Annotated in this window: 18 protein-coding genes and 1 tRNA gene; 4 read left to right on the top strand and 15 right to left on the bottom strand. The window is 62.3% G+C overall.

Translation table 11 applies throughout. The features are described 5' to 3' along the window. Together ACYVHH_RS13580 and ACYVHH_RS13575 are read left to right on the top strand one after the other, a co-directional pair. Nucleotides 1–432, top strand: coding sequence for an HU family DNA-binding protein (locus tag ACYVHH_RS13580; protein ID WP_460565715.1), 432 nt, complete (start codon nt 1–3; stop codon nt 430–432). Nucleotides 433–456: 24 nt separating this feature from the next. After that, a complete protein-coding gene (locus tag ACYVHH_RS13575; RefSeq protein ID WP_460565714.1) occupies nt 457–825 on the top strand; it encodes a translation initiation factor Sui1 in 369 nt (122 codons plus the stop codon). Here the strand turns inward: ACYVHH_RS13575 and ACYVHH_RS13570 are convergent. Continuing rightward, nucleotides 794–2,014, bottom strand: coding sequence for a multidrug effflux MFS transporter (locus ACYVHH_RS13570; RefSeq protein ID WP_460565713.1), 1,221 nt, complete (start codon nt 2,012–2,014; stop codon nt 794–796). The two genes, ACYVHH_RS13575 and ACYVHH_RS13570, sit on opposite strands and share 32 nt — an antisense overlap. Nucleotides 2,015–2,112: 98 nt before the next feature. Continuing rightward, on the bottom strand, nt 2,113–3,741 hold the full coding sequence (locus ACYVHH_RS13565) for a Na/Pi cotransporter family protein (RefSeq protein ID WP_460565712.1): 1,629 nt from the start codon (nt 3,739–3,741) through the stop codon (nt 2,113–2,115). A gap of 99 nt (nt 3,742–3,840) precedes the next feature. Between ACYVHH_RS13565 and ACYVHH_RS13560 the strand changes: the two genes are divergently transcribed. Then, nucleotides 3,841–4,638 (top strand): SDR family oxidoreductase, encoded by a 798-nt coding sequence (locus tag ACYVHH_RS13560; protein ID WP_460565711.1) that lies wholly within the window; start codon nt 3,841–3,843, stop codon nt 4,636–4,638. 17 nt (nt 4,639–4,655) lie between these two features. Here the strand turns inward: ACYVHH_RS13560 and ACYVHH_RS13555 are convergent, their stop codons facing one another. The 11 genes from ACYVHH_RS13555 to ACYVHH_RS13505 all read right to left on the bottom strand — a co-directional run bounded on the left by ACYVHH_RS13555 (nt 4,656) and on the right by ACYVHH_RS13505 (nt 18,012). Next, a complete protein-coding gene (locus ACYVHH_RS13555) occupies nt 4,656–5,225 on the bottom strand; it encodes a chromate transporter (RefSeq protein WP_460565710.1) in 570 nt (189 codons plus the stop codon). Beyond that, on the bottom strand, nt 5,222–5,854 hold the full coding sequence (locus tag ACYVHH_RS13550) for a chromate transporter (protein ID WP_460565709.1): 633 nt from the start codon (nt 5,852–5,854) through the stop codon (nt 5,222–5,224). Before ACYVHH_RS13550 ends, ACYVHH_RS13555 begins: the two co-directional genes overlap by 4 nt. Nucleotides 5,855–5,858: 4 nt before the next feature. Then, nucleotides 5,859–7,895: a 4-oxalomesaconate tautomerase gene (locus ACYVHH_RS13545; RefSeq protein WP_460565708.1), complete on the bottom strand. Its 2,037-nt coding sequence runs from the start codon at nt 7,893–7,895 to the stop codon at nt 5,859–5,861. A gap of 21 nt (nt 7,896–7,916) precedes the next feature. Continuing rightward, nucleotides 7,917–9,086 carry a tricarballylate utilization 4Fe-4S protein TcuB gene (gene tcuB / locus ACYVHH_RS13540; RefSeq protein ID WP_460565707.1) on the bottom strand — a complete coding sequence of 390 codons (1,170 nt, stop codon included), beginning with the start codon at nt 9,084–9,086 and terminating at the stop codon, nt 7,917–7,919. Next, on the bottom strand, nt 9,073–10,482 hold the full coding sequence (gene tcuA, locus ACYVHH_RS13535) for an FAD-dependent tricarballylate dehydrogenase TcuA (protein WP_460565743.1): 1,410 nt from the start codon (nt 10,480–10,482) through the stop codon (nt 9,073–9,075). Before tcuA ends, tcuB begins: the two co-directional genes overlap by 14 nt. A 30-nt stretch (nt 10,483–10,512) precedes the next feature. After that, nucleotides 10,513–11,865 (bottom strand): class-II fumarase/aspartase family protein, encoded by a 1,353-nt coding sequence (locus ACYVHH_RS13530; protein ID WP_460565706.1) that lies wholly within the window; start codon nt 11,863–11,865, stop codon nt 10,513–10,515. 29 nt (nt 11,866–11,894) lie between these two features. Next, nucleotides 11,895–12,716: an HpcH/HpaI aldolase/citrate lyase family protein gene (locus ACYVHH_RS13525; RefSeq protein WP_460565705.1), complete on the bottom strand. Its 822-nt coding sequence runs from the start codon at nt 12,714–12,716 to the stop codon at nt 11,895–11,897. Continuing rightward, a complete protein-coding gene (locus ACYVHH_RS13520; protein ID WP_460565704.1) occupies nt 12,713–13,894 on the bottom strand; it encodes a CaiB/BaiF CoA transferase family protein in 1,182 nt (393 codons plus the stop codon). The genes ACYVHH_RS13525 and ACYVHH_RS13520 overlap by 4 nt, the downstream gene beginning before the upstream one ends. A gap of 9 nt (nt 13,895–13,903) precedes the next feature. Beyond that, nucleotides 13,904–14,764, bottom strand: a complete 861-nt coding sequence (locus ACYVHH_RS13515; RefSeq protein WP_460565703.1) for an HTD2 family dehydratase — start codon at nt 14,762–14,764, stop codon at nt 13,904–13,906. A 51-nt stretch (nt 14,765–14,815) separates the two neighbouring features. Further along, the gene (locus ACYVHH_RS13510; protein WP_460565701.1) at nt 14,816–16,831 is read right to left on the bottom strand and encodes a tripartite tricarboxylate transporter permease; all 2,016 of its coding nucleotides are present in this window, start codon (nt 16,829–16,831) and stop codon (nt 14,816–14,818) included. Nucleotides 16,832–16,944: 113 nt separating this feature from the next. After that, nucleotides 16,945–18,012, bottom strand: a complete 1,068-nt coding sequence (locus ACYVHH_RS13505) for a Bug family tripartite tricarboxylate transporter substrate binding protein (RefSeq protein WP_460565700.1) — start codon at nt 18,010–18,012, stop codon at nt 16,945–16,947. Nucleotides 18,013–18,235: 223 nt separating this feature from the next. Between ACYVHH_RS13505 and ACYVHH_RS13500 the strand changes: the two genes are divergently transcribed. Further along, nucleotides 18,236–19,168, top strand: coding sequence for a LysR family transcriptional regulator (locus ACYVHH_RS13500; protein ID WP_460565699.1), 933 nt, complete (start codon nt 18,236–18,238; stop codon nt 19,166–19,168). Nucleotides 19,169–19,251: 83 nt separating this feature from the next. Here the strand turns inward: ACYVHH_RS13500 and ACYVHH_RS13495 are convergent. Then, nucleotides 19,252–19,328: transfer RNA gene (locus ACYVHH_RS13495), tRNA-Met, on the bottom strand. 24 nt (nt 19,329–19,352) lie between these two features. After that, a complete protein-coding gene (gene rplQ, locus ACYVHH_RS13490; protein WP_460565698.1) occupies nt 19,353–19,748 on the bottom strand; it encodes a 50S ribosomal protein L17 in 396 nt (131 codons plus the stop codon). Nucleotides 19,749–19,774: the final 26 nt, after the last annotated feature.

Below are 19,774 nucleotides of genomic sequence, written 5' to 3'. Positions count from 1 at the left end.
ATGGCAACAGCTAAGAAGGCCGCGCCTGCCAAGGCCGCCAAGACCGTGACCAAGAAGCCTGCCGCCAAGGCGGCGCCGAAAACTGCCGTCAAGGCAGCCGCAGCACCGGCTGTGGTCAAACCCGTCAAGGAAGTGTTCAGCAAATCCGCCCTGATCACCCATGTGGCCGCCCAGGCTGGCGTGGAACCCAAGGCCGCCAAGGCCGTCCTCGCTGCGCTGGACGCCGCCATCCTCGGGTCGGTGAACAAGAAGGGCGCGGGCGAGTTCACGCTGCCCGGCCTGCTGAAGATCGGTGTGCAGAAGGTGCCTGCCAAGAAGGCCCGCAAAGGCATCGACCCCTTCACCAAGCAGGAGCGCACGTTCGCAGCCAAACCCGCGTCGGTGAAGATCAAGGTCCGTGCGCTGAAGAAGCTGAAGGACGCCGCGCTGTAATCCGGCCCGGCGCTGCACACCGCCATGAAGTCGTTAGCCGGCCTGGGTCGCCTGGTCTACTCCACCGAAGGTGGACGCATGTGCCCAGGCTGTCGGCAACCCGTGGCGCAATGCAGCTGCCGCGAAGCCACGCCACCGCCTTCGGGTGACGGCGTGGTTCGCGTGCACCGGGAAACCAAGGGGCGAGGCGGCAAGGCCGTCACCGTCATCAAGGGCGTGCCCGCCGATGCCGCACAGGCACTGGCGCAGCAGCTCAAGGTCCGTTGCGGCAGCGGCGGCACCCTCAAGCAGGGGCAGATCGAAATCCAGGGCGATCACTGCGACCTGGTGCTGACCACACTCCAGCAGGCCGGCTACCGCGTCAAGCGCGCTGGGGGCGCGCAGTCTTCATGACGCCGCAATGCAACACCAGTTGCGCGAGCAACGCGAGCAGGGAATAGGCCAGCATCAGCCACGCCAGGTTGGCAGCGTTGTCGTGCGGCACCAGTCCGACGGAATAGCCCCCCAGGGCCCCCAGCATCTGCTGCATCAGGCCCGCCACGGCGGCGGCAGAGCCTGCCAGTGCAGGCACCACGCCCACAATGCCCGCCAGCGTCGAAGGCACCATCAGCCCGTGCCCCGCGCCAATGAACAGCAAGGGCAGCGCGAACGCCCATGAGGTCTCGATCCCGGCCAGCGCCAGACCGAGCATCAGCAACACGCCCGTGAGCGTGACCGCCTGCCCCCAGGCCATGATGCCGCGCTCACCCAGGCGCTGCACCAAGCGGCTGGCCATGAAGCTGCCCGCGATGTAGGAGACCGTCATGCACGCCACATACCAGCCCACCTGCGCGGGCCCCACACCGTAACCGGCCAGGACGATGGGTGCACCGCTGAAGAAGGCATAGAGCGTGGCGTAGGTGAAGGCCAGAATGCCCACGTACAGCAGGAAGGCAGGCTCGCGCGCCAGCCTGGCGTAGGAGCGGCCCATGTCCTGGAGCCAATGCGTCTGCGCCGGAGGACGCGCGGGCTGGGACGGCAGCCCCTGCCAAGCAAGAACCATGAGGCACAGGGACAGTATGGCCGCCAGCACAAAGTTGGCCTGCCAGCCCACCAGCTCGTGCAGTTGCCCGCCGATCAGCGTCGCCAGCGGGGGCGACATGCCCATCGCCATGCCCACGTAGGCCATGGTCCGCGTTCTGTCGGCGCCCTGGAAGAGATCCTGCACCATCGCGCGGCCCACCACCATTCCGGCAGAAGCGCCTCCGCCCTGCAGAACCCGCGCCAGGATCAAGGCAGTCATGTCGGATGCCAGTGCCGCCAGCACCGAGCCCGCACAGGCCAGCGCCAGCCCCGCCATCAGCACCCGCTTGCGGCCAAACCGGTCGGACCAGGGGCCGTAGAGCAGCTGCATGCAGCCAAAGGCCACCACGTAACCGCCGAACGTCAGCTGGACGCGCGACTGATCCTCCTGGAAGATCGCACCCCATTCCTGCATGGAGGGCAGGCACAGCGACATCACCAGCATGCCAAAGGCGATCTGGCCCAGCAGATTCAGCAGCAGCGAGGTGCCTGGCCCCGCTTGCCTGTGCGCAGCACTCATTGTTCAAAGGCCCTGTCGAGATGGTTCATGGGTTGCGGCAAGGACACGATTCAGACCGCCAGAGTTTACGTTCCGGGTGCCACGCCAGCGGGCCGGACTCAGACGTCCCCCTGGGTATGCACGGAAGGCACGTCGGCCGCCGGCATATCCTCCTGGCGACCCAGCGACAGGTAATGACAGATGCGCCAGATGTGGTTGGCCGTGCGCTCCAGCCAGCGGAAGGTGTCGGTGCGCCGCAGCGCACTGGCGGCGCTTTGCGGGCCGGAGACGGACTCCTCCAGCAGTTCGTGCCTGACCTGGCGCGACAGGCTGGCCAGCGTCACCGCGTCGAGTTCGATCTCCGCCAGCGCCCCACCCAGGGTCCGCCCTCTCAGGCCCTGACGCGCCAGCTCCAGAATATGGAAGCTGTTGTCCAAGGCCCAGTGGTAACACGTTTCCGTCAGGTCTATGCCGGCCTCCTGTATGTCCTTCAGGCGGCTGCGCAGGCGCAGCAGATGGTCGATGGCATGGAGCTGGGCAATCCTCTGCCCCGTCATGGCACCGTCACCGCCCGGCATCTCGATGCGGCTGACATACGCATAGGCATCGTCCAGGTCGCGCACGGCCTGTGCCAGCCGCGTTTCATGCGTGTCCGTGGAAACGCCCGCCAGCATCTCGCCGTAAACGTCCAGAAGCCGCAGCGCTACATGCTCCAGCGCTCTTTGCGACGCCTCCAGTGCCACGGACGGTATGGCCAGCATGGACCGGTCCAGCCTCTGGGTGGCCACCGCTTCACGCTCAGGCAACAGGCGCTCCACTGCCTGCGCGAACGGCTGCACAAAGGGCAGGAACAGCATCACGCCAACGGCGATGAACAAGGTGTGGAACGCAGCCAGGCTGGTGGCGCCGGCGTCCAACCCGCCATACACCCCCAGCCAGCCGATCACCACGAAGAAAAGCGGCAAGAGCGCAATCGCCACCAAACCCGCCGTCAGGTTGAAAAGCACATAGGCCAGTGCCGTGCGCTGCGCATGGATGGTGCCGCCGATGGCCGCCAGCGCCCCCGTCACCGTGGTGCCTATCGCCGCGCCCACCACCAACGCAGCCGCCTGGTCAAAGTTGATGGTTTCGGTGTGCAGTGCCGTCAACGTGGTCGCAATGGCGGCGGTGGACGACTGCAGCACCGCGGTCAAAGCCAGGCCAATCAGCATGGTGATCCAGCGCGCGGCGTAGCCGCCATCGGGCAACGCCGCCAGGCTGAACACGCTCGCTACACCCCGCATGCCCTCCTGCAAGGTGTTCAGGCCCAGGAACATCATCCCGAAACCCGCTGCCGCCACGCCCAGCGCCCCCCACCGGCCCTTCACAAGCAGCTTGAGCAACGCGCCTGCGCCTATCAACGGCAGGGTGTAGAAACCCAGGTTCACCTTCAGGCCCAGGCCCGCGACGATCCAGCCTGTGGCCGTGTTGCCAAGGCTCGCGCCAATCACCACGCCAATCGCCTGGGTGAAGGTGATGAGGCCTGCACTGACAAAACCGATCAGCGTTACCGTGGTGGCGGAGGAAGACTGCACCACCATCGTGGCCAGGGTGCCGGATAAGATCGCCTTGGATGGTGTTCCGGTGAACCGCGCCAGCGCCTGTTTCATCACGTCACCGCCGAAGGCAACCAGCCCGTCCGACAGCATCATCATGCCGATCAGGAACAGGCCCAAGCCGCCAACGAATGGGAAAACGATCTCTAGCATGATGGAAAAGCCTACCCGGCACCGGCCTTGCAACAGGCGTTGCAAGCCAATGTATCAGAACACCCCAGACACACCCGCCCACCCGCAGGAGTTCAGACCGTGAGCCGAGAGCCACGTCCTTTCCATGACAAGGTCGTCGTCGTCACAGGCGCCAGCCGCGGCATCGGGCGAGCCATCGCAACGGCTTTTGCCAGCGAAGGCGCCCGCGTGGTGCTCGTCGCCAGCACAGCGGCACACCTGTCGGACGCCGCCGACGCCATCGCAAAGGGCGGGGCGCGTCCTCCCGTCACCTGCGCCACGGACTTGCGCACCGAAGGCGGCTGCAACGCCGTTGCCGCGCTCGTCGAAGACACCTTCGGGCGCTGCGACATCCTCGTGAACTCGGCTGGCGCCACGCGGGCAGGCGCCTTTCTTCAGCTGGACGATGCGACCTGGTCAGACGGCTTCGCACTGAAGTTCTTCGGGTGCGTTCGCCTGTGCCGCCTGCTCTGGCCCATGCTTGCTGCGGCCCAGGGTCATGTGGTCAACATCATCGGTGGTGCCGCACGCACGCCAGACCCTGAGTTTCTGATCGGCGGGTCGGTCAACGCCGCCATGCACAACTTCACCAAGGGCCTGGCTGGGCTGGGCAAGCGCGACGGCGTGAACGTCAACGCCATCCTGCCGGGCTTGACGGAAACCGAGCGCGTTACACAGCTCTTTGAACAGCGCGCCCAGGCGACAGGCAGTACCGTGGCCGACGTTCGCAGCGCATTGATAGCCCGTGACGGCTTGACGCGCCTGGCCACACCCGAGGACGTGGCCGCACTGACCTTGTTCCTGTGCGGCCCTGCAGCCAGGCACATCCAGGGCACGGCCATTGCCTGTGACGGGGGCGCCACACCCGGGCTGTACTGAATCAGCTCAGGGAAGAATCAAATCAAACCCAAGCCACCAAGAGCAGCCCCCGCAGCCAAGACCCACAGCAGGTGAACAGAAGTTCGCCACAAAACCAATGTTGCGACGGTCACCACCAAGCCCGCCACGACCAAGTTTCCAGAAGACAGATTTGGTTCCAGCAGCAACCAGGCCGTCGCGGCCAGCAATGCGACCACCAGCGGTGTCAACCCCGCCTTGAATGCCCGCACGCCCGCACGGTTTCGGTTTTTCTGGGCCCACCGAGTGGCAACAAGCGTCAACAACGAGCTGGGAATCACGATACCCAGCAAACAAAGTGCGGCCCCCAGCGCTCCCAGATAAATACCCCCTGCGTTGATGCCGACATTCCACCCCATCAGCGCAACAAACAGCACATTGGGGCCAGGGGCTATTTGGGCCAGCGCAACAGATGACGTGAACTGCTGGTTGGTCAGCCACCCCTGCTGAACCACGAGATACCTGTGCATGTCGGGCACAACGCTGATTCCTCCGCCAACAGCCAATAGAGAAAGAGCCCCGAAGTGCAGGAACAGCCCGATCCAGTCATTCAAACCGAGTTCGGTCATTCGCCAACCCTTTCAACCGTCAGCGCAGCAGTGATGCGGAAGTACGTCCAAACACACGACAGACCGCCGACGACCAGCAACACCCAAAACAACGGGAACCGGAAAACGGCAATCGCCACAAAGGTGGCGAGAGCAGACAGCCCGCAAAATACGACGCCGCCGACATGTGTGCGTAACGCTGGCACAAGCTTGAGAGTCGTCGTCAGTATCAACGCCACCACGACCAGCCCCATCCCCTTCAAGGCACCTTGAACGAAAGGCAAATGCCGAAAGCTGGTGAAAGCCACGGCCAACAGCCCCACGATGAACAGAGGAAACAGAAACAACCCGAGCAAAGATGCCAACGCACCCTTCGTACCCAGGTACCGGTCCCCTATCAACACCGCCAAATTGGCGACGTTGGGCCCGGGCAACACCTGGGCGACAGCCCAGTCCTCAAGAAAGCCCTCTTTGGGGAACCAGCGTCTGCGCTCAACCAGCTCCCTTTGGGTAACCGCCATCACACCGCCAAACCCCTGAAGCGCGAGCATGCTGAAGCCCCAAAACAGCTCCGACAACGAGCTCGGTGGCACATAACGATCCTTGTCGCCAGTGCCGCCACGAGAAACACTTGCTTTCGCATCACTCATCTGTTCACTCCAGCGGCGCATCCGGTTTCAGGCCTGCTTGCAACACCACAGCTTGCCAACGCTCGGCCTCTGCCATCAACAAGTCATGCAACTCTCCTGGGGTGGAAAGCTGGATGCGAGCGCCAGCAGCCTCCATGCGGGCCACGATTTCAGGGTCCTGCAGCACCTGGTTGATCGAGGCATTGAGCTGACGAACGATGGATGGCGGCGTTTTTGCCGGGGCGAACAAGGCATACCACTGGCTCATTTCCACCCCAGGCACCCCCGCCTCCACAAGCGTGGGCACATCGGGCAACAGAGGAATGCGCTCCTGGCCAGCCACCGCCAAGGCCTTGAGCTTGCCACTGCGCAAATAGGGCAATGCCGTGAAAGCACTGGGGAACATGAGTTGCACCACGCCATTGGCTACCTCGGCGATGGCAGGCGCCGCACCGGAAAACTCCACCCGGTTGAGCCGCGTGCCTGTCTGCTGTTGAAACAATTCCGCAGCAAAGTGGGGCACGGTCCCTTCACCTGCCGACGCATACGCCATGCGGGGTGTAGCGTCTCGCAGCAAGCGAACCAGACCGGCCACGTCATTCACCGGCAATTCCGCTGGCACCACCAGCAACGTCGGTGAATGGCCGATGAGGCTGATCGGTGAAAAATCGGCGACGGGGTCATAACGGAGTTTCTGCAGCGCTGGGTTGGTGCCGTGGGTAGCGATGTAGCCGAACAGCAGTGTGTGCCCGTCGGGCCGTGCCGCCGCCACGTATTCGCTGGCGATCGAACCGTTCGCACCGGCGCGGTTGTCCACCACCACGGGCTGGCCAACCAACTGACCGAGCTTGCGGGTCAAGGCCCTGGCCATGGTGTCGTTCCCGCCACCGGCACTGGTGGGCACAATGATGTGCACAGGCCGTTGCGGGAACGGCCCCGAGCCTTGGCCCGTTGCGAGGGCTGCATCACGCGCCTCAGGGTTTTTCGGCGGGAACACGTAGTCCGGCAAATGCAGCAGGCCCTGCATGATCTTGCGCGCTGTCCTTACCAACGCTGCGCTCACCACCACAGCCTGCTCTCCCGCGCCTTCCAGCAGCACTTCAACGTCGATCTGGCCTGCCGGATGCAACACGGCCAAGGGGTGCTTGCCCGGCGCGCGCTCGACTCCGCTGGCCACGGTGCCGGGCAAGGCAAAGGCGGTGGTCACCCCAATCGCGCCTGTCACGGCATGCGACGCGTGGCACTTGTGGGGCGTGAAGTAACGCGAGGTGATGCTGTTGGGTGAATCGCCTTCGCTGACCAGCACCGGCTTGGGCACCACGCTGGCGCTGACGTCGCCCAACCCCATGAGCAGGCCCGCCTCCATGCGCAAGGATTCGATGCGCCGCAGCAGTTCAGTGTTGGCATCCAGCTCAGCCGGCCGCTCACGCCCGGTCAAACCGAAGTCAGCGGCACGCAGCATCATCAGCGGCATGGCTGCATCAATACAGGTGACCTCCATGCCCTGAATGCGGTCGATCCGGTTGCCTGTGGGAAACAGGTGTCCGGTCACGGCTCCCCAGGCATCCAGAAAGTTCAACAAGACTGGCGCTGCCGTACCGGCCACCCCGTCTATCCGGGCCTGCCCCTCGTAGGTCAGCTTGCCGCCGGGGGTCGAAACGGTCGCCTCGACCTTGGCTCCGGTGTTCACGTTGTGGATACGAACCGTGGTGGTGCCCTCGCGCGCGGGTATCAGCCCCTGATCAATGGCAAACGGTGCGACCCCTGCCAGCATGTTTCCACAATTGGGGCGCGTGTCCACAGACTGGTGGCCCACCCCTACCTGCGCGAACAGGTAGTCCAGATCGCAATCGGGCTGCGTGGACCGCGACACGATGGCCACCTTGCTGTTCAGCGTGCTGCCACCACCCAGGCCGTCCAGCTGCAATGGGTCGCTGGCACCGATGGCGCCAATCAACGCCTGGTTGCGCACATCTTCGGCCTCTGGCAGCCAATCCCGCAGAAAGAACGGCCCGCGCGACGTGCCGGCGCGCATCAGCACACAAGGAATGGAAAGTGTCATGTAGCGTACCCCTTGTGAATATCAGTCATCGCCCAGCGCCAAGGTATTTGGCTGGCGCCGCTCGACCGCGAAGCGGATCAAGGCAGCGGTGCGGAAGATGCCGTGTGCGAACTTGCCGTAGGGCAACGTGGCGAACAGCGCCATCACCACACCCAAATGCACAGCCAGCAACAGGGCCAGGGCATCGGTTCCTCGCGCCCACCACAAAGCCAGGCCGCTCAGGCTGGTCAGGAACAGCAAGGCAATGAAACCGTAGTCCATGGGTGCCTGCCGGGCATCACCATGCAAGGGGTGCCGGGTCTGCTTCAAGCGGAACAGCCCCGCCGTGCCGATCAACATGCTGATGCCGCCCAGCGCCCCCAACACCTTGGGCAAGCTTGGCAAGTCGTACGGCGCCTCCCAACCGAAGAAATAGTGGTAGACAGTACCCAGGCTGGTGGCGGCAAAACACAACATGAAGCCGTAGAACGTGAAGTGGTGCGCGCGCCGGCGCGACAGTGTGTAGTCATCGTCTTCGTTGTGGCACCCTTCGCCGTGCCCGCCATCCAGGTACTTGAGCGTCAACGCATCGTGTGTTGCATGGGCGACATCCCGGGGTGTAACAGGCACACCCGTGGTGGCGGGTGACACCTGCTTCAAAAAGCGGGTAACGCCAATACCCAAAGCCAGCACTGCCCAGCCAAAAACCGGAGCGAACATCAGCACCAGCAGGTTGTGAGGGAACAGGTTGTAGAAGTTGCCATTCAGCTCACCGCCCCACAAGGTACCGTTGAACGCCAAAGCCAGGATCAAGAAGAGCGACAACGCGGCGGCAAGCGACAACGCCACCGTCAAGCCGTTGCGTTTGTACAGGGCACCCATGGCCTGCGGCCAGGCGTACTCAACGTACGTCTCCCCACGGACCTGGGCCATGGCCTTGGGCACATTGACAGCAAATTCGTGCGGCGGTGCGTACTGGCAAGCGTGCAGGCAAGCACCGCAGTTGTGGCACAGGTTGGCCATGTAATGAACGTCGGCAGACGAAAACGCCAGCCGACGCGTCATGGCGGGGAACACGGCGCAGAAGCCCTCGCAGTAGCGGCAGGCGTTGCAGATGGCCATTTGCCGGGCCACCTCGCTTTCCGGATTGACAACAACCTCGCCGGCCGCCAAGGCCCGCGCATCCTGCACCAACGATTCAAGTGCCGACATGTTCCACCTCCAAGCGTTGGACTGCTCGCGCGGCTTCGCGGCCGGCAATGCGCCCAAAGGCCGTGCCAATAGACATGCCCACCCCAGCGGTATAGCCCTTGCCCAGAACGTTGCCGGCCATCATTTCGCCTGCAACGAACAGGTTCGGGCTGGGTGCGTCGTCAAACCGCACCGCTGCTGTTTCATCGGTCTTCAAGCCCAGGTAAGTAAACGTCACGCCCGGCTTCAGGGCGTAGGCATAGTACGGGGCGGTGTCAATGGGGCGTGCCCAATGCGTTTTGGCGGGGATGACCCCTTCGGTGCGGCAGTCGTCCAACGCCGTATGGTCAAAAGTACCCGGGCGGCAAGCCCGGTTGTAGTCGTTGAGGGTTTGCATGAATGTGTGCTTGTCCAATCCCAAACGGTCGGCCAGTTCGGGCAAGGTGTTTGCCTTCACACCAGGGAAGACCGGGGGCATGAAACGCCCAATGGCTTTGGCATCGATGATGGAATAGCCGATCTGCCCCGGCTGCTGGGCCACCAGCCGCCCCCAGATCGCGTAACGCTTGGGCCAGAAATCTTCGCCCTCGTCGTAGAACCGGCGGCCATTGCGGTTGACCACCACCCCCAGCGATACACAGTCGATGCGGGTGCAGATACCGCCGTCGTACAGCGGTGCGCGCGCATCGATGGCCACCATATGCGCCTGCGTTGGGTCCCCAATCACGTCAGCGCCATGGTCATTCAGCATGTGGCGCAACAACACGCCTTGGTTGAACCGCGTCCCCCGAATCAGGAAGTTGTCGGAAGGGGTCTCGCCATACTCATTCACCCCCCATGCCTCCCGCAACCAATCCCGGTTGGATTCAAAACCGCCTGCCGCCAAGACGCAACTGCGCGCCGCAATCCGCTCCTTCCCGACAAAGGCGGCCACAAAGCGGTTGCCCCTCAGCTCCAGCCTGTCCACGGGGGATTCGTACCTGATCTGGACGCCCAACCGCTCTGCGCTGCGGTAGTAAGCGTTGATCAGCGCCTTGCCCCCCCCCATGAAGAAGGCGTTGGTTCTGGCGGTGTGCAGCGCGCCCGACAGCGACGGCTGAAAGTGAACGCCGTGGCTGCGCATCCACGGGCGGCATGTGCTGGAATCACGAATCACCAGACGGGCCAACTTTTCGTTGGTCAAGCCCCCCGTCACCTTCAAAAGATCCTGCCAAAACTCTTCCTCAGGGTACGCATCGACCAACACATCTTGCGGCGCTTCGTGCATGCAGCGCAGATTTCGGGTGTGCGCCGAATTGCCCCCGCGCCATTCCCGAGGAGCTGCCTCCAACACCATCACACTGGCGCCTGCCTCGCGTGCGGTCAAGGCCGCACACAGGGCGGCGTTGCCACCGCCGATCACCAACACATCCACCATCGTGGTGTCTTTCGAGGTCGCCATGCTGCTTCAACCTCGCTTGCGCGCCGCGAGCACGCGATCCACCATCACACCGGCCTGCCCAACGTGGTTGACGGGGTTGCACAAAGACTCCAGCTGCTCGCGCGTAACATGCTTGTTGATCTCCGGGTGTTCCTCCAGAACGTCGATGAGCGGGCGGTTCTCGTTCAAGGCCTGACGGCACAGGTCGTACACCAGATCATGGGCATACTCGCGGCCCAGGTAGGGCCCCAGGCCCATCATCACCGCCTCGGACATCACCAGCCCGTTGGTGATGTCCATGTTGGCGCGCATGCGTCCGGCGTCCACTTCCAGACCTTGCAAAACAAACTTGGTCTGTTTCAACGCACCGGACATCAGGCAAAAGATCTCTGGCAGCACGACCCACTCGATTTCCCACGGGCCGGTGGATCGCTCGTGGTCCGCGACCATGGCATCCATCAGGGCCGCGGCATGCTGGCGCGCCACGGAGATGTTGGCGTGGATGTACAGACACGAGATGGGATTGCGCTTTTGCGGCATCGTGCTTGAGGAGCCGCGCCCTGGAGCGTAAGGCTCGAACACCTCCGCCACCTCGGTTTGCATCAGCAGCTTCACGTCCATGGCTATCTTGCCAAGGGAGCCTCCCACCAGGCCCAGGAAGGCACCGACCTCGGCCACCGTGTCGCGCACCGTGTGCCAGGAAATCAACGGCTGTGCCAGGCCAAGTTCTTTCATCAGCGCGGCCTGGGTTTCCATGGCGCCTGTTTCCAACGAAGACAACGTGCCCGATGCGCCACCGAACTCACCCATGAATACCCGTGGTTTGAGTTGCTGCAGACGCTCGCGATGGCGCTCAATGCCAGCCAGGATGCTGGCCATCTTGTAGCCGAAGGTGATGGGAGTGGCCTGCTGCAGGTTGGACCGGCCAATGATGGGTGTGTCGCGGTATCTGGCAGCCAACGACGCCAGTGCGTCGGAAATGTCATTCAGGTCCTGCTCGACCAGGGCAAGGCCTTCACGCATCTGCAGCACCGTGGCGGTGTCGGTGATGTCCTGGGTGGTGGCCCCCCAGTGGCAGTACTCACCCAGGCGGTCGCGGCAGTTGGCGTTGATCTGGTTGACCACGGCGATGATGGGATAACCGATCTGTTCTGTCTTGGCCTTGAGCTTGTCCCAATCGATCATGGACAGCTCGCAGTTCTTGACGATCTCGTCTGCGGCCTCCTTCGGGATCAGTCCCAGTTCGCCTTGAACCTTGGCGAGTGCGCGCTCGATATCGAGGTACTTGGCGGTTCTGTTCTCATCGGACCAGACATGGCGCATGCGCGCATCGCTGAAGATGTCGCCGAATATGCGGGAGTCAATAATGGTGGCAGCCATGGCATTCCTCTTGTATGAAAGTGAACGAATCAAAGGGGTTGATGAGCGTGGGCCAAGATGCGCTGAGCCCGCAGGAGCACCGGTTTGTCAATCATCTTTCCGTCGACCTGAGCCACACCGGCTGAGCCTCGCACCGCCCACGCATCCACCACGCTGCGCGCCCAGGCGACGGCCTCGGCTGCAGGTATCAGGGCCTTGCGCACCACCTCAACCTGTTTGGGATGGATGCAAAGCTTGGCGCCAAAACCCAGCGAACGGGCATGCAGCCAATCAGACACCAGCGGCTCGGCATCCAGGTCTGGAGTGACGCCCGCAACGGGTAAGGGCAATTCCGCGACACGCGACGCCATGGCGATGGCGCTGGCCGCGTAATCCAGCGCAAACCCAGGCCCGGGCAGGTCAAGGTCCAGCTGGTAGTCAATGGATCCAAAGGCCAGCCGCGACACTCTTGGCGTGGAAGCGATGGAGGCCAGCTCCATGACCCCCCGGGCGGTCTCGATCAATGGCAGGACCCGCCCCCCTGGTGACAGATGTGCCAGCACTGCTTCGATCTGGCTCGACGACTCGCACTTGGGCAGCATGACTTCACTCAACGGCTGGTCGCTCAGCCACTGAAGATCAGCCTGGAACCAAGGGCTTCGCGCGTCGTTGATGCGCACGACAATCACCTCCAGCGCCATCTCATCCAGGGTAGCCAGCCAACCTCCCAAGGCGGCACGTGCGGCAGCCTTGTCACTCGGCGCCACCGCGTCCTCCAGGTCGACGATGACTCGATCGGCACCGCTGAAGAACGCTTTGGCAAACCGCTCGGGGCGGTTGCCCGGCACGAACAGGTAGGTTCCCGGTATCACACCGCCCCCTGTGCACGCAACCCATCTATCTGGTCTGCGCTGTACCCCAGTTGGGAAAGAATGTCTGCCGTGTGCTGGCCAAGGGCCGGCACGGCGTCCATGCGCGGCGGCTCCAGCTCCCAAGAACCCGGTGGCAGCAAGGCCGGGACCACGCCCACCGAGGTGTCCACCTGCCTCCAGCGCTGTCGGGCTTGCAGCTGGGGATGCGACCAGACCTCGGCCATGGTGTTGACCTGCGCATTGGCGATCTGAGCGGCTTCGAGCCGCTGCACGACCTCGGCCGCCGTCAACCCGGCAAATGCCTGAACGATGATTTCATACAGCTCTTTTCGCGCTGCCACACGTTTGGGGTTGCTGACGAACCTCGCGTCCACCGCGAGTTCCGGTTGCAGCAGCACCGCCTCGCAAAACGCCTTCCATTCCCGCTCGTTTTGCAATCCCAGCATCACCGTTTTGCCATCCCCTGCCGGGAACGGCCCGTAGGGGTAGATGGTGGCATGGCTGGCCCCAGTGCGCTTGGGCGGCTCGGCACCGTCGATGCTGTAGTACAGGGGGTAGCCCATCCACTCGGTCAGGGCCTCCAGCATGGAAATGTCGATGTGCTGGCCTTCTCCGGTTTGTTGCCGGTGCAGCAGGGCCGCCAGGACGCTGGTGTAGGCGTACATGCCAGCGGCAATGTCGGCAATCGACGGCCCGGCCTTTGAGGGCGTTTCTTCCGTGCCCGTCACGGAAACAAACCCGGCTTCACTCTGGATCAGCAGGTCATACGCCTTCTTGTCTCTGTAGGGGCCGTTGTTGCCGTAGCCGGAAATATCGCAAACGATGATGCCGGGCTTGACCGCGCTCAGCGCCTCGTAGGACAAGCCCAAGCGGGCTGCCGCACCTGGCGCCAGGTTCTGCACCACAACATCCGCCTGCTCCTGAATGATCCGCTTCAGAATGCGCTGTGCCTCCGGGTGCTTCACGTCCAGCGTCAGACTTTCCTTGCTGCGGTTGGTCCACACGAAATGCGAAGCGATCCCTCGCACCCGGGTGTCATAGCCACGCGCAAAATCACCCGCGCCCGGGCGCTCGACCTTGATGACGCGCGCCCCCAGGTCAGCCAATTGGCGGGTGGCAAACGGCGCCGCAATCGCGTGCTCCAGCGTGACGACGGTAATGCCTTTGAGAGGTTGCATGTCAGCTCCTCAGCGCAGGGTGGCGACCGCATCCATGGTCAACCAGCCCTCATGGTCCTGGGCCCAGAGCTTGATGGTTTTGCCATCTGCCTGCGGTGCGCCGTTGACTCGGAAGGGGTTCAGGTCAAACGTGGGACGCACCGCCTTGAAGCTGAACGTGGCCACATCGGCATTCGGCACTTCCCTGCGGATCTGATCCATCAACAGAGTAGCGATCAAGGGCCCATGCACGATCAGTCCTGGATAGCCTTCTACTTCCGTCACGTATTTGCGGTCGTAATGGATGCGGTGCCCATTGAATGTCAAGGCGCTGTAGCGGAACAGCAATACATCGTCAGGGACGATTTCCCGTTGCCAGGTCGCGCCATGGTGTGCGGCCACGGGAGGCGGCTCCAGGTCGTTCGGCTGCTTGGCTTCGCGGTAGACGATGTCATGGAACTCGACGATGGCCGGGTCGGCTTGGCCGTTGCAGCGCACCTCGTGGCGCACCTTCACAAACACCAGCTTGCCAGTGCGCCCCTCTTTTTCGGTCACGTTGGCAATGGTGGATGTGCGCTCCACGGCGTCCCCTACACGCACTGGCATGCGGAACTCAAACTGGCTCCCTGCCCACATGCGCCGCGGCAACGGCACCGGGGGCAGGAAACCGCCTCTCTTGGCGTGACCATCGGCACCGATCTCGCTTTGGCGGTGCAGCGGCAAAAAATACAACCAATGCCACAACGGTGGCAGTGGCGTCCCCACGGGCGCGTCCATAGGAGGGTGGTCAAGTGTCGCGTTCAGCGCCTTGACGGGCGTGGCGCCAATCACATCCTGAATCACCTCCTGACGGCCGATCCAGGCACTCAGGTCATGTGCGGCATGGGTCATGCTCGACTCCTGTAAATAGTTCCGAGAGATGTCAAAGAAAACGAGCGCGTGTCACTTGAGAGGCCACGGCATTTCAACCACCCGCTGGAGCACGCCTGCCGGGAAGTCCAGTGTGAGGAAATGCCCCAACGTCACCATGAAAGCGATGCACAACGCGGCGTAGATCGCGCTACGGATCCAACCGATCTGGGTACGCAAGCCCAGAAAACTCGTGATGAAAACGGCCAGCGCAAGGATGTAGCCCACCAAAGCCGTGGCGCCGAACAGGAAAGCAAACCATGCGACGGAAGGCCACACGCTGCTACCGTCGTGTTCACCATTGGCCTGAGCAGCCAACTCCTGGTCGTAGTGGGTGTTGTGTCCTGGCGCAGCACGCCAAAGCTTCCAGACGATGAATCCGGTGAACAGAAGCATCAACACAGACGTAGACAGCGGGAACACAGCCCCCAGGAACGACAGGGGATAACTGCTCAAAGCGCCATAAGCGAAGATCGCCAGCAACCCCAGTGCGAATACCAACTGGGGCATGCGCTCGTTCAGGTTTCGTCCGCCGAGAGGGCCCTTTGTCGCAGCAGCATCACCCTTGCTGCCCTGCTCTACCGCACCGTCCTCGGACACACGGCTGCGCACGGCCATCAGCAAAGACGCCACGGCCAAGGCACCAATGATCAGCACCCCAGGACGCTGCAAGAACCCCCAGCCGTAGAACTGTAATGCCTGGTAGAGGTAGTTTTCGACCTGCCCCGACAGCACGAAGCCGATCAAAAACGCGGGACGCGGCCAGCCGAAACGGCGCAGGAATATGCCCAGAATGCCGATGGCAAACAGGACCAGCAGGTCGGTGAGATCGCGCCGCGCCTGAAACGCCGCAAAACAGATCAGCATGATCATGGCGGGCGCGATCAGGTTGAACGGAATGAACGTTATCCGGGCAATCGGCGCGGCCATCAGGAAGCAGATGAAGGCCCCCACAATGCTGGCGATAGCCAACGTCCAGGCGATGGTGTAGGTCAGATTCAGATCGGTGGTGACCATGTTGGGACCAGGCTGCAGCCCCAGCAACACCATTCCCCCAAGAAACACCGCCATCGCCCCAGAGCCCGGGATACCGAACAGCAAGGTCGGCATCAACGCCCCGCCCTGGAGGGCGTTGTTGGCAGACTCGGGGGCAATCACACCACGGATGTCGCCTTTGCCAAACTGGCTGCTGTTTTTGGTGGATTGCACCGCATGGCCGTATGCGATCCAGTCAACGACGCCTCCGCCAAGCCCCGGGATGGCACCGATGAAGGTGCCGAGAGCCGAACTGCGCAAGACCAGGAACCAGTTCCGGAACGTATCCTTGACCCCCTGGAACCAACCAGAGCCCAGCGTTGCGCCCGTGGCAATTGGCCGGTGCCTGCGCATCAGCTCCGCCAGCTCGGGAATCGCAAACAGCCCCAAGCCGATGATCACCAGCGGGATGCCGTCTTGCAGGTACTCCAGTTTCAGGTCGAAGCGGCTCTCGCCGGTCGCCGGTGCGGCGCCAATGGCGCCAAACATGATGCCCAGGCCACAGGCGGCAACGCCACGTACGATGCTGGCACCGGCAAGCACCCCCACCACCGACAAACCCAGCACGGCAAACATGAACAGCTCGGCGGTTGAGAACATGAGGATCAGCGGCTTTGCGACCACCACAAACCCCGTCAACAGGACCGCGCCGAACACCCCTCCCATCAGCGAAGCGGAGAACGCCGCACTCAGCGCCCGTGCCGCCTGGCCCTTCTTCGCCAGGGGATACCCGTCCAGTACGGTTGCCTGGCTGGCGCTGGATCCGGGAATGCCCATCAACACCGAGGTGAACGTGTCACCGGTAGGAATCACCGCGACCATCCCCACCAGCATGGCGATGGCTGACACAGGATCCATCCCATAGATGAAGGGCATCAGCAAGGACATGCCAGCAATGCCGCCCAGTCCAGGCAATATGCCCACCCCCAGACCGACCACAATGCCCAGCAACATGTATGTGAGGTGCTGCAGGCTCATCAAGCCGGTGAAAGCACTCTGCATGGATTCCAACATGTGGTACTCCTGTCTTCGGTTATCTGGGTTCTAGGTACAAATGGACGCGCGACGGCACGCCCAGCGCCGGATCACCCTTGCGCTGGGGCATCGCCGCGTCTGCGGGCAACGAATCAGAAGGTGACGTTGTAGTTCTTCGACAGGTGGTAGCGCACCCAGTCCCTGGCGTGCGCCGGAATGGTGGTGGCTTCACGGAAAAGCGATTCCGCTGCCTGATCGGTCACCTGGTCATACCCACCCAGGGCGTCTTCCAGACCCGCCTTGTAGGCGGGATCGCTGCGCATGTCCCTGAAGGCCTTGCGGTAAGCCTCGACGATTTCCCTGGGGGTGTTCTTCGGCAACACGAGGAGTTTCTGCGCGGGGAACCCTGCGATCAGAAAAGCCTTGAAGGCCTCCCATTCTCCACCTGACGGCGCCTTGCCTGTGGCGATTTGAATGGCCTCTCCGATGTGGGGGAGCGCCGGAAATGCCGGATCGCGGATGATGTTGCCGTTCACGTCGGTAACGCCCCAGCTGAACAAAGGTACCGCCTTGCCTTCCTTCACCAGCGGCAGCGAACTCTTGATGTATGCGGAGCTGGTCTGGTAATCGATGTTGGCCTCGCCGCGCTCGAAGGCCAGCCGGCCTTCGCCGCGGCTCTTCATGCCGAACACGTGGTGCACGTCGAGCCCGAGCAGGCGGAAGCCCAGCAAGGGCACCAAATCCAGGGACGTTGCGCCCTGGCTGCCGTACACCAGTTTTTGCCCACGCAGTTTTCCAATGTCCTTGACAGACTTCACACCCAGCTTGGAGCTGATATAGGCTACGCCACCCGTAGGTGAGGCCATCACCACCTCCCAGTTCTTGTAGTCATAGCGCACCCTGGGATCGCCAAGCAGATAAGGAAACTGCGTCGATCCAGACGTACCCAACAGGCTCAAGCCGTCCGGCTTCGCGTTGGACGCATACTGGTTGGTGCCCGTGATCGAGCCACCGCCAGGCACGTTCTTGACCACAACGTTCGGATTGCCAGGCAGGTACTTGGACAGGAAAGGCGCATTGAATCGCGCCCAGACATCCGAACCGCCACCCACACCAAAGGGAATAACGAGTTCAACCGTTTTTCCCGCAAAGCTGACGCCCTGCGCCATCACGGTTGAAGGAAGGCTCAAAACCATGGCCGTCGACGCGGCCAGCTTCAAGGTTGCAGAGCCGAAGCGTCGGCGGGTGAAGTGATTTGTCATTGCTTGTCTCCTGACAGATGTGCCTTGGCACTGAAGGTCCAATCGTCCGGGACGCCGTTGTTTGCTTACGGTTTGCGTTCACCGCCGATTGGACGCAATCATGACGCACGTACAAATCCAAGTAAATTGCATATTTCTTAACGATTGATCCAAAATACGCATCAATTTCACGAGTGCCACCATGAACTTCGATATCAACGATCTGCTTGCCTTCCGCGCAGTTGCGGAACTGGGCAACTTTCGCAAAGCAGCGGAATCCGTTCACATCTCGCAGCCCGCCTTCAGCCGCCGTATCGACAAGCTGGAACAGGCGTTAGGGACAAAGCTCCTGGAACGCACCACTCGAAAAGTCAACCTCACCGCCGTAGGACGCGACTTCGACAGGCAACTGCGGCAGATCCTGGATGCGCTGGACATGACATTGCTGGGCATTCGAGGCGTGGCCGCGACCCGCATGGGGGAAGTGACAGTCGCCTGCGTGCCTTCGGCGGTCAACTACTTTCTTTCCGAAGTTGTTCGTCAGTTCCACTCCCGCTACCCCAAGATACGAGTCAAGATCATCGACGACAGTGCCAACAAGGTATTGCTGGCCGTATCGCAGGGAGAGGCGGACTTCGGTCTGAACTTCATTGGCTCCCAAGAAAACGATGTCGAGTTTGTTCCTTTGGTAGAGGAGCAGTTTGTAGCTGCTTGCAGAAGAGACCACCCGCTCGCCAAATGCAAAGAAATCCGTTGGTCCGACCTTGCGGACCACGACTACATAACGGTCAGCAAAGCATCTGGAAACCGTCTGTTGTTGGACCAGGCACTTGCCGGGCTGCCAAGACAGCCTCGAAGCCTCTACGAGACCCAGCACGGCACCACAATGATCGGCCTGGTCGAAGCGGGATTGGGAATTGCGGCGGTACCTGCCATGGCCATGCCTCCGGCGGACCATCCTCTGCTGGTGAGCATCCCCTTGGTGGAACCAGTTGTCACCCGCAAAATGGGACTGATACGCCGCCGATCTGTGGTGTTGTCCCCTGCAGCCCAGCAGCTGTACGACCTGTTCCACGAGATAAGTCCTCGCAACAGCGTAAAACGGCATGAATCGAACCTAGCCAATGCCGTATAACTGGCGGCACAACACTGAGCCGGAAAAACAAAAAAGCCCTCGTTTCCGAGGGCTTCATTGACAAGCAAGGCGCTTGATTTTGTTGGTTGCGCGGGCAAGATTTGAACTTGCGACCTTTGGGTTATGAGCCCAACGAGCTACCAGGCTGCTCCACCGCGCGTCAAGCCTTGTATTCTAGCACAGATTATTCTGCTGCCTTGACTTCTTCTGCAGAAGTTTCTTCGGCACGGTCCACCAGCTCCACCAGAGCCATGGGCGCGTTGTCGCCCACGCGGAAGCCCATTTTCAGGATGCGGGTGTAGCCACCGGGACGGGCCTTGAAGCGGGGGCCCAGTTCGTCGAACAGCTTGACCACGACATCACGGTCGCGCAGACGGTCGAATGCCAGGCGGCGGTTGGCCAGCGTGGGCTCCTTCGCCAGGGTGATCATGGGCTCCACCACGCGGCGCAGTTCCTTGGCCTTGGGCAGGGTGGTCTTGATGACTTCGTGCGTGAGCAGCGAGTTCATCATGTTGCGCAGCATCGCCAGACGGTGCGATGTGGTGCGGTTGAGTTTACGAAGTCCGTGTCCGTGACGCATGATGATTCCTTTCTATATTCACCTGC

It is taken from the genome of Hydrogenophaga aquatica (genome assembly GCF_054780915.1).
The sequence above is the reverse complement of the archived record's forward strand: the minus strand, read 5'-3'. Positions and strand labels throughout refer to the sequence as shown.

Coding starts and splice junctions, on each gene's coding strand:
- ACYVHH_RS13580 (WP_460565715.1), top strand. CDS start 1: ATGGCAACAGCTAAGAAGGCCGCGCCTGCCAAGGCCGCCAAGACCGTG.
- ACYVHH_RS13575 (WP_460565714.1), top strand. CDS start 457: ATGAAGTCGTTAGCCGGCCTGGGTCGCCTGGTCTACTCCACCGAAGGT.
- ACYVHH_RS13570 (WP_460565713.1), bottom strand. CDS start 2,014: ATGAGTGCTGCGCACAGGCAAGCGGGGCCAGGCACCTCGCTGCTGCTG.
- ACYVHH_RS13565 (WP_460565712.1), bottom strand. CDS start 3,741: ATGCTAGAGATCGTTTTCCCATTCGTTGGCGGCTTGGGCCTGTTCCTG.
- ACYVHH_RS13555 (WP_460565710.1), bottom strand. CDS start 5,225: ATGACCGAACTCGGTTTGAATGACTGGATCGGGCTGTTCCTGCACTTC.
- ACYVHH_RS13550 (WP_460565709.1), bottom strand. CDS start 5,854: ATGAGTGATGCGAAAGCAAGTGTTTCTCGTGGCGGCACTGGCGACAAG.
- ACYVHH_RS13545 (WP_460565708.1), bottom strand. CDS start 7,895: ATGACACTTTCCATTCCTTGTGTGCTGATGCGCGCCGGCACGTCGCGC.
- tcuB (WP_460565707.1), bottom strand. CDS start 9,086: ATGTCGGCACTTGAATCGTTGGTGCAGGATGCGCGGGCCTTGGCGGCC.
- tcuA (WP_460565743.1), bottom strand. CDS start 10,482: ATGGTGGATGTGTTGGTGATCGGCGGTGGCAACGCCGCCCTGTGTGCG.
- ACYVHH_RS13530 (WP_460565706.1), bottom strand. CDS start 11,865: ATGGCTGCCACCATTATTGACTCCCGCATATTCGGCGACATCTTCAGC.
- ACYVHH_RS13520 (WP_460565704.1), bottom strand. CDS start 13,894: ATGCAACCTCTCAAAGGCATTACCGTCGTCACGCTGGAGCACGCGATT.
- ACYVHH_RS13515 (WP_460565703.1), bottom strand. CDS start 14,764: ATGACCCATGCCGCACATGACCTGAGTGCCTGGATCGGCCGTCAGGAG.
- ACYVHH_RS13510 (WP_460565701.1), bottom strand. CDS start 16,831: ATGTTGGAATCCATGCAGAGTGCTTTCACCGGCTTGATGAGCCTGCAG.
- ACYVHH_RS13500 (WP_460565699.1), top strand. CDS start 18,236: ATGAACTTCGATATCAACGATCTGCTTGCCTTCCGCGCAGTTGCGGAA.
- rplQ (WP_460565698.1), bottom strand. CDS start 19,748: ATGCGTCACGGACACGGACTTCGTAAACTCAACCGCACCACATCGCAC.